This window comes from Cellulosimicrobium sp. 22598 (assembly GCF_052044445.1).
In the GTDB taxonomy this organism is placed as follows: domain Bacteria; phylum Actinomycetota; class Actinomycetes; order Actinomycetales; family Cellulomonadaceae; genus Cellulosimicrobium; species Cellulosimicrobium cellulans_G.
The window spans coordinates 18,823-38,061 of sequence record NZ_JBQEMZ010000008.1; the positions used below are offsets into that span (position 1 = coordinate 18,823).

At 75.8% G+C, this 19,239-nt stretch carries 12 protein-coding genes; 3 read left to right on the forward strand and 9 right to left on the reverse strand.

The annotated features are described in order from the left end of the window. Nucleotides 1–22 precede the first annotated feature (22 nt). Nucleotides 23–3,655, forward strand: a complete 3,633-nt coding sequence (locus tag ACTJIY_RS10240) for a bifunctional proline dehydrogenase/L-glutamate gamma-semialdehyde dehydrogenase (protein ID WP_440675046.1) — start codon at nt 23–25, stop codon at nt 3,653–3,655. Between the two features lie 23 nt (nt 3,656–3,678). On the opposite strand, the gene ACTJIY_RS10245 is transcribed toward ACTJIY_RS10240, so the two are convergent. The 7 genes from ACTJIY_RS10245 to ACTJIY_RS10275 all read right to left on the reverse strand — a co-directional run bounded on the left by ACTJIY_RS10245 (nt 3,679) and on the right by ACTJIY_RS10275 (nt 12,009). Next, entirely contained in the window at nt 3,679–4,869 is a 1,191-nt protein-coding gene (locus ACTJIY_RS10245; RefSeq protein ID WP_440675045.1) for a DNA glycosylase AlkZ-like family protein, read from the reverse strand. Between the two features lie 79 nt (nt 4,870–4,948). Further along, complete coding sequence (locus ACTJIY_RS10250; RefSeq protein ID WP_440675044.1) at nt 4,949–5,965, reverse strand: LacI family DNA-binding transcriptional regulator; 1,017 nt, start codon at nt 5,963–5,965, stop codon at nt 4,949–4,951. A gap of 55 nt (nt 5,966–6,020) precedes the next feature. Beyond that, complete coding sequence (locus ACTJIY_RS10255) at nt 6,021–7,577, reverse strand: glycoside hydrolase family 1 protein (protein ID WP_440675043.1); 1,557 nt, start codon at nt 7,575–7,577, stop codon at nt 6,021–6,023. A gap of 139 nt (nt 7,578–7,716) precedes the next feature. Continuing rightward, complete coding sequence (locus tag ACTJIY_RS10260) at nt 7,717–8,637, reverse strand: carbohydrate ABC transporter permease (protein ID WP_253053095.1); 921 nt, start codon at nt 8,635–8,637, stop codon at nt 7,717–7,719. Continuing rightward, nucleotides 8,634–9,758 (reverse strand): carbohydrate ABC transporter permease, encoded by a 1,125-nt coding sequence (locus ACTJIY_RS10265; RefSeq protein WP_253053097.1) that lies wholly within the window; start codon nt 9,756–9,758, stop codon nt 8,634–8,636. Before ACTJIY_RS10265 ends, ACTJIY_RS10260 begins: the two co-directional genes overlap by 4 nt. Nucleotides 9,759–9,911: 153 nt before the next feature. Continuing rightward, nucleotides 9,912–11,246, reverse strand: a complete 1,335-nt coding sequence (locus ACTJIY_RS10270; protein ID WP_439158852.1) for an ABC transporter substrate-binding protein — start codon at nt 11,244–11,246, stop codon at nt 9,912–9,914. A gap of 262 nt (nt 11,247–11,508) precedes the next feature. After that, nucleotides 11,509–12,009 (reverse strand): DUF2505 domain-containing protein, encoded by a 501-nt coding sequence (locus tag ACTJIY_RS10275; protein WP_439158853.1) that lies wholly within the window; start codon nt 12,007–12,009, stop codon nt 11,509–11,511. A 155-nt stretch (nt 12,010–12,164) separates the two neighbouring features. On the opposite strand from ACTJIY_RS10275, the gene ACTJIY_RS10280 reads away from it, so the two are divergent. Next, nucleotides 12,165–13,646: a sensor histidine kinase gene (locus ACTJIY_RS10280; RefSeq protein ID WP_253053699.1), complete on the forward strand. Its 1,482-nt coding sequence runs from the start codon at nt 12,165–12,167 to the stop codon at nt 13,644–13,646. A 182-nt stretch (nt 13,647–13,828) separates the two neighbouring features. Here ACTJIY_RS10280 and ACTJIY_RS10285 read toward each other — a convergent pair whose 3' ends face one another. Next, on the reverse strand, nt 13,829–14,077 hold the full coding sequence (locus ACTJIY_RS10285; RefSeq protein WP_021481972.1) for a WhiB family transcriptional regulator: 249 nt from the start codon (nt 14,075–14,077) through the stop codon (nt 13,829–13,831). 236 nt (nt 14,078–14,313) lie between these two features. Between ACTJIY_RS10285 and ACTJIY_RS10290 the strand changes: the two genes are divergently transcribed. Continuing rightward, complete coding sequence (locus ACTJIY_RS10290; protein ID WP_440675042.1) at nt 14,314–14,775, forward strand: hypothetical protein; 462 nt, start codon at nt 14,314–14,316, stop codon at nt 14,773–14,775. A 14-nt stretch (nt 14,776–14,789) separates the two neighbouring features. On the opposite strand, the gene ACTJIY_RS10295 is transcribed toward ACTJIY_RS10290, so the two are convergent. Continuing rightward, nucleotides 14,790–19,202, reverse strand: a complete 4,413-nt coding sequence (locus ACTJIY_RS10295) for an FtsK/SpoIIIE domain-containing protein (protein WP_440675041.1) — start codon at nt 19,200–19,202, stop codon at nt 14,790–14,792. Between the last annotated feature and the right edge of the window lie 37 nt (nt 19,203–19,239).

Here is a 19,239-nt window from a genome sequence, read left to right on the forward strand (position 1 = left end):
CGACCCGAGGCACCCTGGAGGGATGAGCAACGACGCGCCTGCCCGGCCGCTCCCCACCCCCGGAGCCGTCGGCGACACGAGCCTCACCTCCCCGGACGACCTCGTCGAGGAGGCCGTCACGCTGGCCCGCCGCTGGCTCGCCGCGAGCGAGGGAGCGGGCGACGCGCGCGCCCGCCGGACCGCCGAGCGGCTCGGCGCGCTCGTCTCCGACCCCGCGGGCCTCGAGCTCGCGGTCCGGTTCGTCGACGACGTCGCGCGCCCCCAGGACGTGCACGTCGCCGCACGCGCGCTCGGCCGCCTCGGCGAGCTCGCGGGCAGCGCGGGGTCGTTCCTCGGGCCGGTCGACCGGTCCCTCCTGCGCGTCGGGGCGGGCGTCGCGCCGGTGCTGCCGCGCGTCGTCGTCCCGGCCGCGCGCGTGCGCCTGCGCCAGCTCGTGGGCCACCTCGTGGCCGACGCCGGCCGCGGCCTCGGCCCGCACCTCGCCCGGACCCGCGCGGAGGGCTACGCGCTCAACGTCAACCTCCTCGGCGAGGCCGTGCTCGGCGAGGCCGAGGCGGACGCGCGCCTCGAGCGCATGCTCGCGCTCGTGCGGCGTCCCGACGTCGACTACGTGTCGGTCAAGGTGTCGTCCGTCGCGTCGCAGCTCGTCACGTGGGACCTCGACGGGTCGTGCGCGCGCGTCGTCGAGCGGCTGCTGCCGCTGTACCGGGCGGCGCGCGACCACGGCGTCTTCCTCAACCTCGACATGGAGGAGTACAAGGACCTCGCGCTCACGACCGCGGTCTTCCGCGAGATCCTCGCGCACGACGACCTGCACGACCTCGAGGCCGGAATCGTGCTCCAGGCGTACCTGCCCGACGCGCTCGGCGCGCTCGACGGGCTCACCCGCTTCGCGACCGAGCGCGTCGCCGCCGGGGGAGCGCCGATCAAGGTCCGCCTCGTCAAGGGCGCGAACCTCGCGATGGAGGCCGTCGAGGCCGAGCTGCACGGGTGGCCGCAGGCGCCCTACCTCACGAAGCCCGACGTCGACGCGAACTACGTCCGCCTCCTCGACCACGCGCTGCGCGCGCCGCGGACCGACGCCGTCCGCATCGGCGTGGCGAGCCACAACCTCTTCCACGTCGCGCTCGCCGTGCTCCTCGGCCGGGCCCGCGGCGTGAGCCACGCGCTCGACGTCGAGATGCTCCAGGGCATGGCCCCCGGCGAGGCGCGCGCCGTGCGCGACGAGGTCGCGGCCGACCGCGTCGAGTCCGGCCCGCACGCGGGGCGTGGTGGGCGCGTCGTGCTGTACACGCCCGTCGTGCGCGACGAGGACTTCGACGTCGCGATCTCCTACCTCGTGCGCCGCCTCGAGGAGAACGCCGCCGAGCAGAACTTCCTGCACGCCATGTTCGCGCCCGACGGGTCGCCTGCGGGCAGCCCCATGGAGCGCCAGGAGGCCGCGTTCCGCGCGTCCGTGCGCCACGGGGTCCACTACGCGGAGGCCGACGTGACGCCGCGCCGCCGCCCGCGTGCGGACGCCCCGACCGCCGTCGGTCCGCACCAGCCCGCCGAACCCGTGGTCATCGGCCACGATGGCGCCGAACCCGCCCGTAATCCCGGGTTCGGCACCGGGTTCGCGAACGCGGCCGACACCGACCCCGCCGTCGCCGCCTCGCGCGACTGGGCCCGCCACGTCACCGGGACCGGCTCCGGGTACGTCCCCGTCCGCACGCCCGAGCTCACCACGACCGCCCAGGTGGACGACGCCGTCGCGACCGCCGTGCGCGCGACCGCCGCGTGGTCGCAGGTCACCCCGGCGGCCCGCGCCGCCGCCCTGCGCGCCGTCGCCCGGCGCCTGGAGGAGACGCGCACCGACCTCGTCGCCGCGATGGTGCACGAGCCGGGCAAGACCGTCGCCGAGGCCGACCCCGAGGTGAGCGAGGCCGTCGACTTCGCGAACTACTACGCGCGGTCCGCCGAGGACCTGGACCACGTGCCCGGCGCCCGCTTCACGCCCGACGGCGTCACGCTCGTCACCCCGCCCTGGAACTTCCCCGTCGCGATCCCCGTCGGCGGGGTGCTCGCGGCGCTCGCGGCCGGGTCGGCGGTGCTCGCCAAGCCCGCTCCGCCCACGCCGCGCTGCCTCGAGGTCGCCGTCGAGGCGATCCACGCGGGCCTGCGCGACGCCGTCGCAGCCGCGCCGGGGGACTTCGCCGGGCTGGACGCAGGCTCGGTCACCGAGGTCGTGCAGTACGTCCGCGTCCCCGACGACGAGCTCGGCACGCGCCTCGTCACGCACGACGACGTCGCGCGCGTCGTGCTCACGGGCTCGATCGAGACCGCGCAGCTCTTCGCGCGGTGGAAGCCGTCGCGCCCGGTGCTCGCCGAGACGTCGGGCAAGAACGCGCTCGTCGTCACGCCGTCGGCGGACCTCGACCTCGCGGTCGCGGACCTCGTGCGGTCGGCGTTCGGGCACGCGGGGCAGAAGTGCTCGGCCGCGTCGCTCGCGATCCTCGTCGGCTCGGCGGGCGACCCGCGGACCGAGACGGGGCGCCGCGTGCGGCGCCAGCTCGTGGACGCGGTGCGCTCGCTCGCCGTCGGTCCGGCGACCGACGTCGCGACGACCGTGGGCCCGCTCACCGAGCCCGCGTCGGGCAAGCTCTTGCACGCGCTGACGACGCTGGAGCCGGGGGAGTCCTGGCTCGTGCGGCCGCGGCTGCTGGACGGCGGCCCCGACCTGGAGGGCCGCCTCTGGACGCCGGGTCTCAAGGAGGGTGTCGCGCCCGGCTCGCCGTTCCACCTCACCGAGTACTTCGGGCCGGTCCTCGGGATCATGACGGCCGCGACCCTCGACGAGGCGATCGCGCTGCAGAACGCGGTCCCGTTCGGTCTCACGGGCGGCATCCACAGCCTCGACGACGCCGAGGTCGAGCGCTGGCTCGACGCCGTCCAGGTGGGCAACGCCTACGTCAACCGGCACATCACCGGCGCGATCGTGCAGCGGCAGTCGTTCGGCGGCTGGAAGCAGTCGGCCGTCGGACCGGGCGCCAAGGCGGGCGGCCCGAACTACGTCGCGCAGCTCGGCCGCTGGGCCGACGCGACGGGCGGGGCCGCGGACGAGGGCGCGGGCACGTCGTCGGGCACCAGGGCGCCCGGGCGAGCCGCGCCCGCCGACGCCGCACCGCCCGCCCGCGACGCCGCGCCCGAGGCGTGGCTCACCTGGGCTCAGGCCGACGACACGCGGTGGTGGGAGCAGGAGTTCTCCGTGGCGCACGACCCCTCGGGCCTGCGCGCCGAGTCGAACGTCTTCCGCTACCGGCCGGTGGACGTCCTCACCGTGCGCGCCGGAGCGGACGCGCTCCCCGTCGAGGTCGAGCGGGTCCTGCACGCCGCCCGCACGGCGGGCGTGCCGGCGGTCGTCGTGCCGAGCACGGGCGACGCCGCGGTGAGCGACGAGGAGTTCGCGCGCCGCGTCGCGTCGGGCGCGGTCCGGGGTCGCGTCCGCGTCGTCGGGTCGGCACCCGGGCTGCACGAGGCCGCCGCCGAGCGCGTCGGCGAGGTCACGGTCCTGGACCACCCCGTCGTCGCGAGCGGTCGTCGCGAGCTGCTCACGGTCCTGCACGAGCAGGCAGTCAGCCGCACCACGCACCGCTACGGCCACGTGAAGCGCTGATCCCGGGACCTCGTGGGTGCCGTCTACGCCGACGAGACGGTGACGGAGGCCGCGTCGCGGAACGCGCGCAGGCGCTCCGCCTGCTCGGCCACGGCGTCGGTGAGCCCGGCGTCCCAGGGGACCCACGGGTCGGTGAGGACCGAGAGCCGTCGCCCCGACGCGCGGGGCCGCCAGGTCCCGACGACCTCGCCGCCGGCGAGCACGGCTCCGGGCCGGCCGAGGACACGCCACAGGTCCTTGGCGCGGGCCGCGTCCGGGACGAGCGTCGGGCGGTCGCGGAGCTGGAGGTACAGGTCGTACGGCCCCACGAGCCGGACGACGGGAGCGCCGGGCTGGGCGTCGCGGACGCGCGCCGTGGCGTCCGCGAGGTGCTCGACGTCGTCGGCCAGGATCCAGCGCTCGACCGGGCGCGCGCCCGGGTCCGCGTCGGCGACCTCGACGCGCACCGCGTCGTCGGGCCAGTGGGCCCGGACGTCCTTGACCGGCGCCTCGAGGAAACCGGCGACGTCCTGGACGCTCGCGGCGGGGAAGAAGCGCAGGTACCCGCGCACGACGTCGAGGCGCGGCACCGCCTCGGCCCCGAGCCGTCCGTACAGCGACGGCTCGAGGTCGGGGACCCGTCGCAGGACCGGCGGCGACGTGCCGGGCTCGAGCTCGAGCCCGGCCTGGAGCGCGGCGAGCCGGAACGTCTGCTCGTAGCTGTGGGTCGCGCCGCACGACCGGCACCAGCGCAGGTGCGGCTCCGGGAGGTGCTGCGTCAGCCGCGTCGACAGGTCGCCCTTGACCGTGGGCTCGACGACCAGCTCGCGCTCCCACCGCGCCTCGGTGCGCAGCGCGTCGAGCACGGCGACGCCCGCCGCGCGCAGCGGCGCGCTCGCGTCGAAGACCCGCTTGGCGGCGTCGGCCTCCGAGAGCGGGGCGGTGGCGACCGCGACGTCGGCGAGGTCGGCACGACGGTAGACGTGCGGGGCGCCGCGCAGGGTCCAGGCGAGAGCGAGGGTCGGCGGCAGCCTGCCCGGCCGCACGCCCGCGACGCCGCGCACCGCGAGGGCCCAGGCCGCGCCGTCGGGCCCGGTGTCCTGCACCCCCAGGTCGAGCACCGCGACCTCGTCGGGCGCGGCGGCCGTGCCCGGTGCCCGGTCGAGCTGCTGGGCGTGCCAGCGTGCCGCGAGGACGTCGGCGCGGGGGAGCGTCATGACAGGTCGTGAGGTCACGGGCCCAGGCTACGAGCGACCACCCACCTGGGGACCGGTCCGCCGCGGCACCCGACGCACGCGCCGCCGTCCGACCGCGTCAGACCGAGTCGCGCTCGACGAGCTCGGGAGCGAGGACCTGCGACGCGATCTCGTCCCCACGCCCGCCGACGAGGTCGAGCAGGAGGTCGGTCGCACCGCGCACCATCTCGACCATGGGGTTCTGGACCGTGGTGAGGGGCGGGACCGTCGAGGCCGCGGTCGCGAGGTTGTCGAACCCGACGACGGACACGTCGCGCGGCACGTCGCGCCCGTGCGCCGCGAGGACGCGCAGCGCACCCTCCGCCATGAGGTCCGAGGCGACGAACAGCCCGTCGACGTCGGGGTGCGCGGCGAGGATGCGCTCCATCGCGGCGGCCCCGCCCGCGACGGCGAAGTCGCCGATCTCGACCGCGTCGTCGGGCAGGCCGGCGCCCTGCAGCACCTCGCGCCAGCCCGTGAGCCGGTCGACGCCGGCGGTCATGTCCTGCGGTCCCGCGATCGTCGCGATGCGGCGGCGGCCCGCCTCGACGAGCCGGCGCGCCGCGAGGCGGCCGCCCTCGACGTTGTCGACGTCGACGTAGAGGAGGTCGGGCGTCGGGCGGAACGGCCGCCCGACGAACACCGCGGGCAGCCGGGCCGCGAGCAGCGCCTCCTCGAGCTCGTCGTCGCGGTGGTGCGACGCGACGATCGCGCCGTCCACGTGCCCGCTGCTCAGGTACCGCACGATGCGGCCCGGCTGCTCGTCGGGCCGCGCGAAGAGCAGGACGAGCTGCAGGTCCGTGCCGCCGAGCGCCGCGCTCACGCCGCGCATCGTGCCCGCGAGGAACGGGTCGGTGAGGATGCGCTCGTCCGGCTCGGGGACCACGAGGGCGATCGAGTCGGTGCGGCGCGTCACGAGGGAGCGGGCGGCGCGGTTGGGCGTGTAGCCGAGCTGGGCGACGGCGGCGTCGACCGCCGCCTGGGCCTCGGGCGACACGCGCAGGCCGCCGTTGATCGCGCGCGACGCGGTCGAGCGCGAGACGCCCGCCGTCTGGGCCACCTCGTCCAGGGTCGGCGCGGAGCGCAGGCTGTTCATCAGGACAGTATCCCGCGCGCGCCCGGCCGACCGCACCGCCCCGCTCACCGTGTCGTCACTCCCCGGCGGTGGCGTCCGCGGCGGACGCGTCGCCCGCGGGCACCGCGTCGTCGCGCGCCGGCACGGCGTTGTCGCGCGCGACCTGCGCGTACCAGGCGCCGCTCGCCTTCACCGTGCGCTCCTGCGTCTCGTAGTCGACGCGGACGATGCCGAACCGCTTGGTGTAGCCGAGCGCCCACTCGAAGTTGTCGAGAAGCGACCACGCGAAGTACCCGCGCACGTCCGCGCCGGCGTCGATCGCGTCGCGCGTGGCGCGCAGGTGCGCGTCGATGAACTCGAGCCGGTCCTGGTCGTCCACGGAGCCGTCCTCTCCGACCTGGTCGGGGTAGGCCGCGCCGTTCTCCGTGATGTACATCGCCACGCCGCGCGGGCCGGTGAAGTCCCGCTGCAGGCGCGTGAGCAGGCGCGTCAGCCCCTCGGGCTGCACCTCCCAGCCCATGTCCGTGCGAGGCAGCCCGCGCGAGCGGTCGTGCGCGTCGTCGGCGGCGGGGAACGGGGACGACGTCGCGCGGACCGGCGCGTCGTCCGCGGGCTCGTCGCGCACGCCCTCGGGGCGCGTCCCGCCGCCGGACTCGGCCGCGGGCAGCGGGTGCCCCGAGACCGCGCCGCCGTTGTAGTAGTTGACCCCGAGCGTGTCGATCGGGGTCGAGATGATCTCGAGGTCGCCGTCCTTGACGTGGTCCAGCAGCCCGTAGGGCGCGACGTCCTCCAGGACGTCCGCGGGGTACTCGCCGTGGAAGACGGGGTCGAGGAAGATCCGGTTGAACTGCCCGTCGATCCGGCGCGCGGCGTCGACGTCGGCCGGGTCCTGCGGGTCGACCGGGTCGGAGACCGTGAAGTTCAGGGTCAGGCCGAGGTTCGCCTCGGGCGCGCGCTCGCGCAGCGCCTGCACGGCGAGACCGTGGCCGAGCAGCAGGTGGTGCGCCGCGGCGAGGCCGTCCTCGCGCGACTGACGACCGGGCGCGTGCACGCCCGCGGTGTACCCGAGGAACGCCGAGCACCACGGCTCGTTGAGCGTCGTCCACACGCCCACGCGGTCGCCCAGCGCCTCGTGCATCGTCACCGCGTACTCGGCGAAGAGGTACGCCGTGTCGCGCGACGTCCAGCCGCCCTTCTCCTCGAGCGCCTGCGGCAGGTCCCAGTGGTAGAGCGTGAGCCACGGCAGGATGTCCGCGCCGAGCAGCTCGTCCACGAGGCGGTCGTAGAACGCCAGCCCGGCCGGGTTGACGGCGCCCCCGTCGGGACGCACGCGGGCCCACGAGGTCGAGAACCGGTAGGTGCCGAGGTTGAGGTCGCGCATGAGCGCGACGTCCTCACGGTACCGGTGGTAGTGGTCGCACGCGACCATGCCGTCGTCGCCGTTCACGACGGCGCCCGGGACGCGGGCGAACGCGTCCCACACGGAGTCCGTCCGACCGTCCGTGTGCCCGGCGCCCTCGATCTGGAACGCGGCGGTCGCGGCGCCCCAGAGGAAGCCCGGGGGCATCTCGACGCGCCCGGTCGCGGTCGCCGGGTTCGGGAGGAGGGGCGCGGACGGGACGAAGCTGGTCATGGGTCGATTGTCCTTCGAGAGGTCGAGGAGTGGCACGCGGGCGGGCCGGTGGGCTGCCCGCGCGACGGTCGGCCGCACGGCCGGTCGCGCGCCACGCCGAGGTGGCGCGCGACCGGGTGCCGCGCGGTGGCGCCGGGCGTCAGCCCTTGACGGCGCCCTGCATGATGCCCGCCACGAGCTGGCGGCCGGTGAAGATGAAGATGACGATCAGCGGCAGGGTCACGAGGAAGATCCCCGCCATCACGAGCGAGTAGTCGACGAAGAAGTTCGCCTGGAGGGACCGCACCACCAGCGGCAGCGTCGGGTTGTTCTGGTTGAGCACGATCGAGGGCCAGAAGAAGTTCGTCCACTGCTGCACGAACGTGAACAGGCCGAGCATCGCGGCGGCGGGACGCGCCGCGGGGAGCGCGATCGACCAGAACGTGCGGAACATCGACGCGCCGTCGACGCGGGCCGCCTCGATGAGCTCGTACGGCAGCGCCTCGCCCAGGTACTGCGTCATCCAGAAGACGCCGAACGCGGTGACGAGCGCCGGCACGATGACCGCCTGGAGCTTGCCGATCCAGCCGAGGTCCGACATGAGGATGTACATCGGGATGACGCCGAGCTGCGTCGGGACCGCCATCGTCGCGATGACGAACACGAGCAGCGGTCCCCGCCCGCGGAACCGGAGCTTGGCGAACGAGAAGCCCGCGAGCGTCGAGAAGAGCACGACGGACAGCGACGTGAGCACCGCGACGACCACCGAGTTCCAGGCGGCCTTCCAGAAGTTGATCGCGTCCGAGTTCATGACCTCGGCGAACCGGTCGAACAGGCTCGCGTCCGGGAGGAGCTGGGGCAGCGCGCTGCGCGAGATCTCCTCCGGCGTGGAGGAGCCCAGGATCAGCGTGAAGTACAGCGGGAAGATCGAGACGAGCAGGACGACCCCGAGGATCGTGTACGTGACCCACCGGGGGCGGCGCTGGGTGCCGCCGACGTTCTTCCCGGCGCGGCGGCGTCGGGCGGCCGCGCGGGCCGCACCCGGCCCGGCGGTCTGGGCGATGACGGGGACGGAGCTCATCGCTTCCTCCGGTCGGTCGTGCTGGCGGCGGTCGTGTCGGCATCCGTGTCACCCGTGCTCGAGCGCTGCGCCGACATGGCGCGCTCGGCGCGCAGGCGCTTCTGGGTCTCGCGGCGACGACGGACCCACCGCGGCGGTCGTGGTTGGGCGTTCGACGTCGCGATCCGTCGGGTGACGAGGAAGTTGACGATCCCGACGAGGATGATGAGGAGGAACAGCAGCCAGGCGACGGCGGCCGCGCGGCCGAAGTTCTTCTGGTTGCCCCAGGCGACGTCGTAGAGGTAGAGCACGGTCGTCATCCACTGGCGGTCGGCGCCGCCGAGGCCCTGCGCGTCGAACATGCGCGGCTCGTCGAAGATCTGCAGGCCGCCGATCGTCGACGTGATGACGACGAAGATGATCGTCGCGCGGATCTGCGGGACGGTCACGGAGAAGAACTGGCGCACGCGACCGGCGCCGTCGATGATCGCGGCCTCGTAGAGCTCGCGCGGCACGGCCTGCATCGCGGCGAGGAAGATCAGCGCGTTGTAGCCGGTCCAGCGGAAGTTCACCATCGACGCGATGGCGACATGGCTCGCGAGCGCGTCCGCGTGCCAGCGGATCGGCTCGATGCCGACGACCCCGAGGAGCTCGTTGATGAGGCCGTACTGGTCGGCGAAGAGGCGGCCGAAGATCATCGAGACCGCGACGGGGGCGACGACGTACGGGAGCAGGACCCCCATGCGCCAGAACGTCGCGGCGCGGAGGTTCTGGTCGAGCAGCGCGGCGATCGCGATGGCGGCGACCACCTGCGGCACGGACGACAGGACGAAGATCGAGACGGTGTTGCGCAGCGACTTCCAGAACGTCGGCTGCGCGAGCACGTCCGTGTAGTTCTGGAGGCCGACGAAGTCGCCCTGGCCGCCGAGCAGGTTCCAGTCGTAGACCGACACCACGGCCGTGTACACGAGCGGGAAGAGACCCGTGATCGCGAACAGGATGAAGAAGGGCGAGATGTAGAGGTAGGGCGAGACCTTGACGTCCCAGCGGCTCAGGCGCTGGGAGAAGCCGACGCGGCGCGGCGTGCGCGGCGTCGGCCCGCTGAGCCCCGGGGAGGGCTGGGTGGGCGAGAGGACGGCCATGTGAGGTTCCTGGGCTGCTGGTGACTGCGGGTGGCGGTCGGGCGGCCGCCGGGGCGGCGGCGCCCGGCGGTGGACGCGAGCGGGGGGGGGGGGGGGGGGGGGGGGGGGGGGGGGGCCGGGGCGGCACCGTGGTGCCGCCCCGGCCCCGTCAGGTCACAGGCCCAGGTCCTGGAAGGACTGGAGCGTCTTCTGCCACGAGGACGCGGCGTCGTCGGTCTTCTCGACGTCCACGCGCTTGATGCCGTCCTGGACGGTCGTGTGGATCGAGAAGTAGTTGGCGCCCTTGAACGGCGCGCTGTCGATCGCGAGCGCACGGTTCACGAAGATCGTGCCGACCGGGGCGTCGTTGAAGAAGTCGTTCGTGAACGACTGCACGGCGTCGGACTCCTGTGCCTCGATCTGCGACGGGAACGTGCCCGCGTTCTCGAAGGCCGTCGTCTGCTGCGCCGGGTCGGTCAGCCAGGCAGCGAGCTCCTTCGCAGCCTCGGCGTTCGGGCCGGAGGCCGGGACCGTGAGGAACGAGCCGCCCCAGTTGAGGCCGCCTCCGGGGAAGACGTCGGCGACGTTCCAGCCGGTGACGCCACCCGAGCGCTCCTCGACCGGGCCGGTCATCCACGCGGGGCAGATCATCGTCGCGAAGCCGTCGTTCTGGAACGCGGCGTCCCAGTCGCCCGACCACTGCTCGAGGCCTGCGGAGAGCTCGTTCGTCGTCGACTGCTCGAGGACCGTGTCGTAGATGTCGATGATCGGCTGGTTCGTGGCGAGGTCCTTGGGCGTGCCGTCGGACTCCTCGTACGCGTTGTCGATCTGGTTGACCATCGCCTGCGAGATGGACATCGCGGAGTCGTACCAGGCCGAGTCGCTCGCCGCGACGAAGGTCTTGCCCGCGGCGAAGTAGTCGTCCCACGTCGCGTCCTCGCCACCGAGGAGCTCCGCCACCTCGGCGGGGTCGGTCGGCAGGCCGGCGGCCTCGAAGAGGTCCTGGCGGTAGCAGATCGCGCTCGGGCCGATGTCGGTCCCGTAGCCGATGAGCTTGCCGTCCGGCGTCGTCGCCTGCTGGACCTTCCAGTCCACCCAGCGGCCGTCGAGTGACGAGTCGGTGAGGTCGGTGAAGAGGTCGGGGTACTGCATGAGCTCGGGGAGCCAGTCGACCTCGATGGCCTCGATGTCCGCCAGGCCCTCGCCGCCGGCGGCGAGCTTGGTGGTGAGGTTGGTGCGCGCGTCCTCGGACTTGGCGGCCTTGGTCTGCTTCACGGTGACGTTCGGGTGCGCCTCCGTGTACGCCGCGAGGAGCTCGTCGGTGTAGCCGAAGTCGTTGAACGTGGCGACGGTGAGGGTGATCTTCTCGCCGTCGCCGGAGCCCGTCTCGTCGTCGTTCGAGCCGGAGCCGCTCGAGCACGCGGTCAGGGTGAGGGTGATGGCCGCGAGGCCTGCGACGGCGGTGATCGCCTTGCGGGGCCGGCGGGTCGTACGGGTGCTGCTCAGCACGGTGACTCCCTTGTCGGTGGGGCGGGGTCGTGGCAGCGCTCCCACCTCGAAGTGGTAGCGCTTCCACACAACGGCCTGATCGTGCTTTCCCCGCGGAACCCGTGTCAAGCGCCGGAAGGTCGTGACGCAGTGTGGTCGCGCTCCCACGCACGCATCGTCGCAGGTCAGGGCGTTCTCAGGACCTACCGATCGGTCGGGTTCGGGGGAAATCGTTACCGGTTCGAGACCGGCTCCGCGGGCGCGTGCGAGTCCGCGAGCGCCCTCAGCGGCCGAGCCACTCCCGGCCCGCGGCCTCCTCCGCCGCCAGGGCGGCGCGGACGGCCTGCGCGGCGGCCTGCTCGATCGCGCCCCCGAACAGCGGCACCGACGCCTTCACCTCGCCCGCGTAGCGCTCGACGGTTCCCTCGCCGTCCGGGGCGAGGCTCACCGTGCCGGTGAGCCGCACCGGGGCGCCGGTGATCTCGAGCGACACGGTCCCCGACCGCTCGCCGTCGCGCTCCGGCTCCCACGCCTCGGCCTGCCGGATCTCGAGCTGGCCGCCGACGAAGGACCGGACGTGGGCCGGGATCTGGTCGGTGGGCAGGGTGCGGCGGACCGTCACGGTGAAGCCCTCGGCGGCGCTGCCGGTGACGTCGACCTGCTCGACGTGGGCCCCGTCGCCGCCGGAGCGCGCGGCGCGCCAGCGCACGAACTCCTCGTCGGCGAGCATCGCGCCGACCACGGGGACGGCGGCGGGGTAGCGGAGCTCGACGCTCAGGTGCACGGGACCTCCTCGGGCCCTGGGTCGACCTGCCGCCGGCCCGGGCGGGTCGGCCACGGGTCGGTCGCAGGTCGGTCGACGGGTTCGGGCGACCGCGCGCGCGGGCGCTGAGGGGACTCTACCTGTCCGACCCCTCTACGCTGGGGTCCGTGTCTGCCATGAGTGACCTCATCTCCCGCCACGCCGACCTCAGCCCGGCGGACAACGAGTGGTTGCACCTGCTCGTGGGCGACTGGCAGGTGATCTCCGACCTCGCGTTCGCCGACCTCGTGCTCTGGCTGCCCACGACCGACGGCAACTTCGTCGCGGTCTCGCAGTGCCGCCCGTCGACCGGCGCGACCGTCCACTACGACGACATCGTCGGCTCGTTCGCGCCGGAGGGTCAGCGACCGCAGCTCGAGCGCGCGCTCACCGAGGTGCGCTCGCAGCGCTCGCGCGAGCCGCGCTGGTTCGGCGCGTACGCCGTGCGCGAGGAGGCCATCCCGGTCGTGCACGACGGTCGCGCGATCGCCGTCGTCGCGCGGCAGACCAACCTCGGCAGCGGGCGCACGCCCAGCCGCCTCGAGCTCAACTACGTCGAGGCCGCGGACGATCTCGTCGCGATGATCTCGCGCGGCGAGTTCCCCTTCCCGAACGCCGCGACCGGCCCGCGCCGGGGTGCCCCGCGCGTCGGCGACGGCCTCATCCGGCTGAACTCCGAGGGCGAGGTCCTCTACGCCAGCCCCAACGCGCTGAGCTGCTTCCACCGCCTGGGCGTCATCGGCCCGCTCGTCGGGCGGTCGCTCGCCGAGGTGACGGCCGACCTCATCGAGCACCAGACCCCCGTCGACGAGTCGCTGCCGCTCGTGGTCATGGGCCGGGCGCCGTGGCGCACGGAGATCGAGGCGCAGCGCGTCGCCCTGTCGCTGCGCGCGCTGCCGCTCACCGAGTCGGGCCAGCGCATCGGCGCCGTCCTGCTGTGCCGCGACGTGTCGGAGCTGCGCCGCCGGGAACGCGAGCTCATCACCAAGGACGCGACGATCCGCGAGATCCACCACCGCGTGAAGAACAACCTCCAGACGGTCGCCGCGCTCCTGCGGCTGCAGGCCCGGCGCATGGACGTGCCCGAGGCCCGTGCCGCGCTCGAGGAGGCCATGCGCCGCGTCGCGACGATCGCGCTCGTGCACGAGAGCCTGTCGCAGACGCTCGACGAGGAGGTCGAGTTCGACGACATGGTGGGCCGGGCCCTGCGCCTCGCCGCTGACGTCGCGTCCGCGGACACGAGCGTGCGCACGGTCCGGACCGGGAGCTTCGGCCTCGTGCCCGCGGAGGACGCGACGCCGCTCGCGCTCATCCTCACCGAGCTCGTCACCAACGCCGTCGAGCACGGGCTCGCGAAGCAGGACACCGGGACCGTCGAGGTCGCGGTCGAGCGCGAGGGCTCGGCCCTGCGCATCGTGGTCGCGGACGACGGCGTCGGCATGCCCGACGGCGACGTCGCCCGGGCGGGCAAGGCCGCGAAGAGCGGGCTGGGCACGCAGATCGTGCGCACGCTCGTGACGAACGAGCTCGGCGGCACCATCGAGTGGTCGCCGCGTCCCGGCGGGGGCACGCAGGTCGTGCTCGCCCTCGTCCTGCGCGACGGCAACCGCCAGGCCTGAGCGCGCGCGTCCCGGCGGGACCGCCTGGCGCGACCGCCTGGTGGGCCGGCCGGCGGGACGGCCCGGTGGCGCCGCGTGGCGCGACCGCCCGGTACGACGACGGGCCGTCACCCCGGGAGGGTGACGGCCCGTCGTCGACCTGCTGCTCGACGCCCGTGGCGGGCGGAGCGCGGTGGAGCGTGTCAGCCGGCGCGGCGCGCGCGGGCGGTGCGGCGCTTGAGGGCGCGGCGCTCGTCCTCGGAGAGGCCGCCCCAGACGCCCGCGTCCTGCCCGGACTCGATAGCCCACTTGAGGCACGTGTCGACGACGTCGCAGCGGCGGCACACGGCCTTCGCCTCCTCGATCTGGAGGAGCGCGGGGCCCGTGTTGCCGATCGGGAAGAAGAGCTCGGGGTCTTCGTCGAGGCAGGCTGCGCGGTGGCGCCAGTCCATGGTCGTCGTCTCCTTGGCAGAGGGGAGCCTGGTCGCGAGGTGATGACTCGTCGCGGTGATGCCCGGCAGGGGGCTGCCTGGACCAGGGCTCGAGGCGGGGGTGATTGATGCTTGAACCAGGTTCACACCTCGTGAAGCGCAGCACAAGGGGTTACGAGAAAGTTTCCGTCGCATGAATCGTGAGGTCTTCGTCACACGGGTGTGAAGCCGCAGGTCGGCGCGTACGCTGGGTGATCGTGCCTCCCCGCAAGCCCTCCGGACACCCGCCCGAGCAGCCCCCGACGACGCCCGACCCGGCGCCCGACGGCGGGGTGCGGCCCCCGGCGCTGACCGCGCTCCTCGTCGGGGTCGGTATCGAGGTCGCGGTGCTCGTCGTCGGCGCCGTCCTCCTCCTCGTGGAGCTCGCGCGCGGCGGGTCGCAGTCGTTCGGGGTGAGCGTGTTCCTCGTCGTCTTCGCGCTGGGCGTCGCCGCGGTCCTCGCCGCGAGCATGCGCGGCCTGCTGCGGGGGCAGCGCTGGGCGCGGTCGCCCGTCGCGACGTGGCAGATCCTGCAGGGCGTCGTCGCGATCAGCTCGCTCCAGGTCGGCGTGACGCCGTGGGTCGTCGCGGCGCTCGTGCTCGCGGTCGTGGTCCTGGTCCTGCTCATGCTGCGTCCGGTCGTCGAGGCGACGACCCGCGACTCCCGGGCCGCCGCCTGACCCGTCCCGGCGCGTCACGACCGAGGCTCCGACGGCTCGTCCCCGGACGCCCCTGAGCGTCGAGCGCCCGCCGGGGGCAGCGCGAGCTGCACCGGGGCGAGCCGGGCGCCCTGGACGAGCACCCCGCGCCCGGGCCGCGGCCGCCCCGGCTCGGCGAGCCATTCCAGGCCGCGGCCGAACACCTCGCCGCTGCCGCGTTCGGCCGGCGCCAGCACGATGCCGGAGCGCACGCCGCGCAGGTCCGCGAGCGGACCGCGCAGCGCCGACGCCGCCCCGCCGGTCGTCGCGGACGCGACGAGCACGAGGCCGTCCCGGCACGCCGCCGCGAGCCGCTCGCCCTCGACCACGCAGAGCTGGGCGAGGACGTCCAGGTCGTCGACCACGACCACCTCGGGCGGTCCCGGCAGCTCGCCCCTGCGCTCCCACGGGGTCCTGCGGGTGCCCTCGCGCGTGCCGGCGGTGACGGCGTCGAGGAGCGCACCCACGTCGGCAGGCGCGTAGCGCCGCACGACGGTCGTGCTGGTGCCGGCCTCCGCCGCGAGCGTGTCGTCGCGCGCGACGACCGCCCGGAGGACGCCCTCGCGCGCCAGGTGCCGCGCGAGGAGGGCGAGCGCGCTCGTGCGCCCCGAGCCGGGCGGTCCGACGACGAGCGCTCCCCGCGACACGTCCAGCGTGACGGTGCCGGCGGTGTCGCCGCCGCGGCCCACCGGGACCCGGAGCGTCAGGGCCCCGGCCGGGCGTGGTCCGGACGTTGCGGGGCGTGGGGCGGGTGACGCGAGCTCGGCGGTCACGACCCGCTCGGGCACCGGCAGGAGCCGGAACGCGCCCGGTCGCCCCTCTCCGCCTCCAGGACCCGTCCCGGTGCGGCCGGCCGGGGACGCAGTGCTCCCCGGCGTCGGCCACGGCGTCGGCCCCGGTGGTGGCTGCGGGGGCAGGGCGACCTGGCACAGGAGCGGCTCGCCGGGCCCGAGCCACACCGCACGCCCCGCCGGACCTCCCCGCCCCGCGAACGGCGACGGCAGGCCCAGCGCGACGTCGTCGTGCCGGTCGCGCGACACCATCGCCGCACGCACCGCGACCAGCGACGACAACCCCGCGACCGTCGGGCCGCCGCACCCGACGGCGACGGCGGTGGGGCCGGCGAGCACGTCCGCGAGCGCGTCCGCGCCGGCCCCGCCCGCCGTCCCCGCGAGCACCGACCGGACGGCGTCGGCGTCGTCCACGAGCAGGAGCGTCCTGTCGGCGCCGTCGATCCCCGCGGGGCGCTCCTGCCCGTCGTCGTGACCCGCGAGCAGCCGCAGGAGGCGGGCGAGGCGGCGCGGGTCGCGGCGGTCGACGACCGTCCCGGTCCCGGGGTGGGACGCGAGGTCGGCGAGCCCCTCGCCGACGGCGTGGACCGTCCAGCCGCGCTCGAGGGCCGCCCACCCCACGGTGCGCAGGGCCGTCGTCCGGCCCGAGCGCGCGCGGCCCAGCACCGCGAGGTGCCCGTCGCGCGGGTCCCACCGGACGACCGTCCGGCGCTGGAGGTCCGGCGCGTCGCCGAGCGCGACGGGGAGCGTCGTGGTCTCGGTGCGCGCCGCGCCGTCCACGAGGTCGGCTCGTCCGCCGCCCCGGTGCGAGGGGTCGTCGGGGAGCCCGCCCGACCCGAGGGCTGGGTCGTGAGCCGCCGCTGCGACCGTGCGCGCGACGTCGGCGAGGTCGTCCTGCGCGACCCGGTCCGGCAGGGCGGGCAGCCACGGCGGCGGCGCCGGGCGCAGGCCGGCGCGCTCCGCGACGTCGCGGGCCGCGGTGACGATCCGGGGAAGCCGGTCGTCCCGGGCTCGGGGCGCTCCTGCGTCGGGAGCGTCGTCGTCGGCCCGGGAGGCGCCACGGGGGAGCCCGCGTGCGACGGCCCACGGGGGAGCAGCGCGGGCACTCGACGCCGGGACGGGCGACGGCGCCCCGGCGCGGGCGCACTGCACCGCGAGCGGCGGTTCGGCGCCCCGGCGCAGGACGAGCCGCCCCGGCACCGAGGCCGGGACGAGCGCCGCGAGCGGCGACTCGACGACGTCGCGCGAGTCCGCGACGTCGACCACCCGCAGGGCGAGGCGCAGGGTGATGTTGGCCCGCACGTCCGCGCTCACCGCCCCGGCGGGCCGCTGCGTCGCGAGCACCAGGTGCACGCCGAGCGAGCGACCCTGGGCCGCGACCCGCAGCAGGCCGGGCAGCAGGTCGGGCAGGTCGTCGGCGAGCGCGCGGAACTCGTCCACCACGACGACGAGCCGCGGCAGCCGGCCCCGGGGCAGCTCGTCGACGCTCGTCGCCCCCGCGGCCGCGAGCACGCGCTCGCGCCGGTGCAGCTCCGCCCGCAGCCCGGCGAGCGCGCGCCCGGCGAGCCCCGGGTCCAGGTCGGTGACCGTGCCCACGACGTGGGGCAGCCGGCTGCACGCCCCGAAGCTCGCGCCGCCCTTGAAGTCGACGAGCGCGAACGACAGCTCCTCCGGGGAACGGCCGAGCGAGAGCCCCGCGACGAGGGTCTGCAGGAGCTCCGACTTGCCGGCGCCCGTCGTCCCGGCGACGAGCACGTGCGGGCCGTCGCGGACGAGGTCCACCGTCACCGGTGCGCCCCCGGGCCCCACCCCGAGCACCGTGCACAGCCCGGAGCCGTCGCGTCGCGTCGCGTCCCGCCAGCGTGCGCCGACCCACGCGGCGAGGTCGTCCGGCGCGTCCGGCAGGCCGAGGAGGTGTCCGAGCGAGACGTCCGGCGGCAGCGAGGGCGCCGTCGGGTCGCCGGGCTCGTGCCCGTCCGGGTCGGTGCCGACGAGCCGGCCGTGGTGGTCCGCCGCCGCGAGCCGTCGGGCGAGGGCGCAGGCCCACTCCGCGCTCGCACCGACGTGCTCGCGCACGGTGCGCGCGTCGTCGGGGCCGGTGACGACGGCGGTCGGGCCGGAGACGTCCACGACCGTCCGGCACCACGCCGGGACGCGCGCCGCGTCGTCCAGCACGAGGAGCACGTCGATCGCAGCAGGCGCGAGCCGTTCCCAGGCTCGTGAGAGCTCGCCCGCGGTGGGGGCGCCGTCGACGACGAGGACGGACGCCGCACCGGGCTCCGGCCGTGCGTCGTCCAGGGACCCGACGACGCCGGCGCGCGGGAGCCAGCGGCACCAGGCCCAGTCGGCCGCGGCGTGCGACGGGTGCCGGACCGTCGGCACGGCACCCGTCGTCAGGAGCTCCCCGAGCACGGCCCGTGCCGCGGCGAGCGCGGCGGGGCGCGGGCCCACGACGGCGACGCACCCGTCGGGCAGCCGCACCGGGAGCGCCGGGGAGCCCGCGGTGCCGTCGCCCGGCCCGGCGGAGTGCGTGGTCGGAGCGGCGCCGACCACGGGCGGAGCCGGGGCGCGGGCCGGGACGACGGGGGCGATGCGGGCGACCGTCGCCCAGGTGAGCGCGTCCGCGGGCCGCGGTCGCAGCGGGTCGACGGGGGTCGCGGCTCGCGAGCGGTCGGCGTCCGACGTCGGCGGGGCGACGGACGCCGGTCCCGGCGCGCCACCGGGCCGTCGGCCCGCGCGGCGTCGGCGGGCCTCGACGAGGGCGGGAACGAGGAGCGCCAGCGGCCCGGCGAGCGCGAGCAGCGCGTACAGGGGCTGGCGGAACGCCACGGCGAGGGTGAGCGACGCGACCGCGGGCGCGGCTGCGGCAGCGAGATGGCTCCCGCTCGGTCGGCCCGGCGACGTGTCCCGTGCGGCGGGGTCGGCGGGGCCGGTGCGCGGACCGTGCACGAGGTCGGGGCGCGGGCGCAGGGCGTAGGCGCCGCGACGCGTCACGAGCGCGTCGCCCTCGCGCCAGCGGACCCCGCGCCACGACGGGACCCGGCGACCGGCCCGGGCCGGTCGCGCGAGGAGGACGGCCGCGTCGTCGGGGACGCGTCGGGTACCGCGCGGTGCGCGGACGCGGACCCGTGCGCCCCGGCGCGTGCTGCGCCAGCGGACGCGCAGGTCGTCGACCCGGGCCCGGCCGCGACGCGCCTCGTGGCGGCCCACGGGCACCAGGCGACCGGCGTCGGCGCCCCCGAGCACCGCGACGTGCCACGGCGCGGCCAGCACGGCGTCCGGGCGCGCCGCCCCTGCCGGGGTGGCCCCGGCACGACCGCGCGGCGCGAGCGCGACCGTCGCCCCGGGGAGCAGGGGCCGGGTCCCGCAGCGCTGGTCGTCGTCGACGGGGACGCCGTCCACGAGCAGGGCGGCGGTGCGCAGCTCGGGTCGGCACACGAGGTCGGCGAGACCGGCGCGCACGTCGCCCAGGCGCGCCCCCGCAGGGAGCAGGACGTCCGTCGCGGGGTGCACCGTGACGCGGAGCCAGGCCTCGCCCGCGGGCGCGGTACGCGCCGGCGGGGACGGGGACGCGGCGGGATCGAGGGAGCGCGACGGAGGGGCGAGAGCGGGCGGCACCCGGCGAGGGTGCCCGACGGAGCGGCCTCGTGCCCGG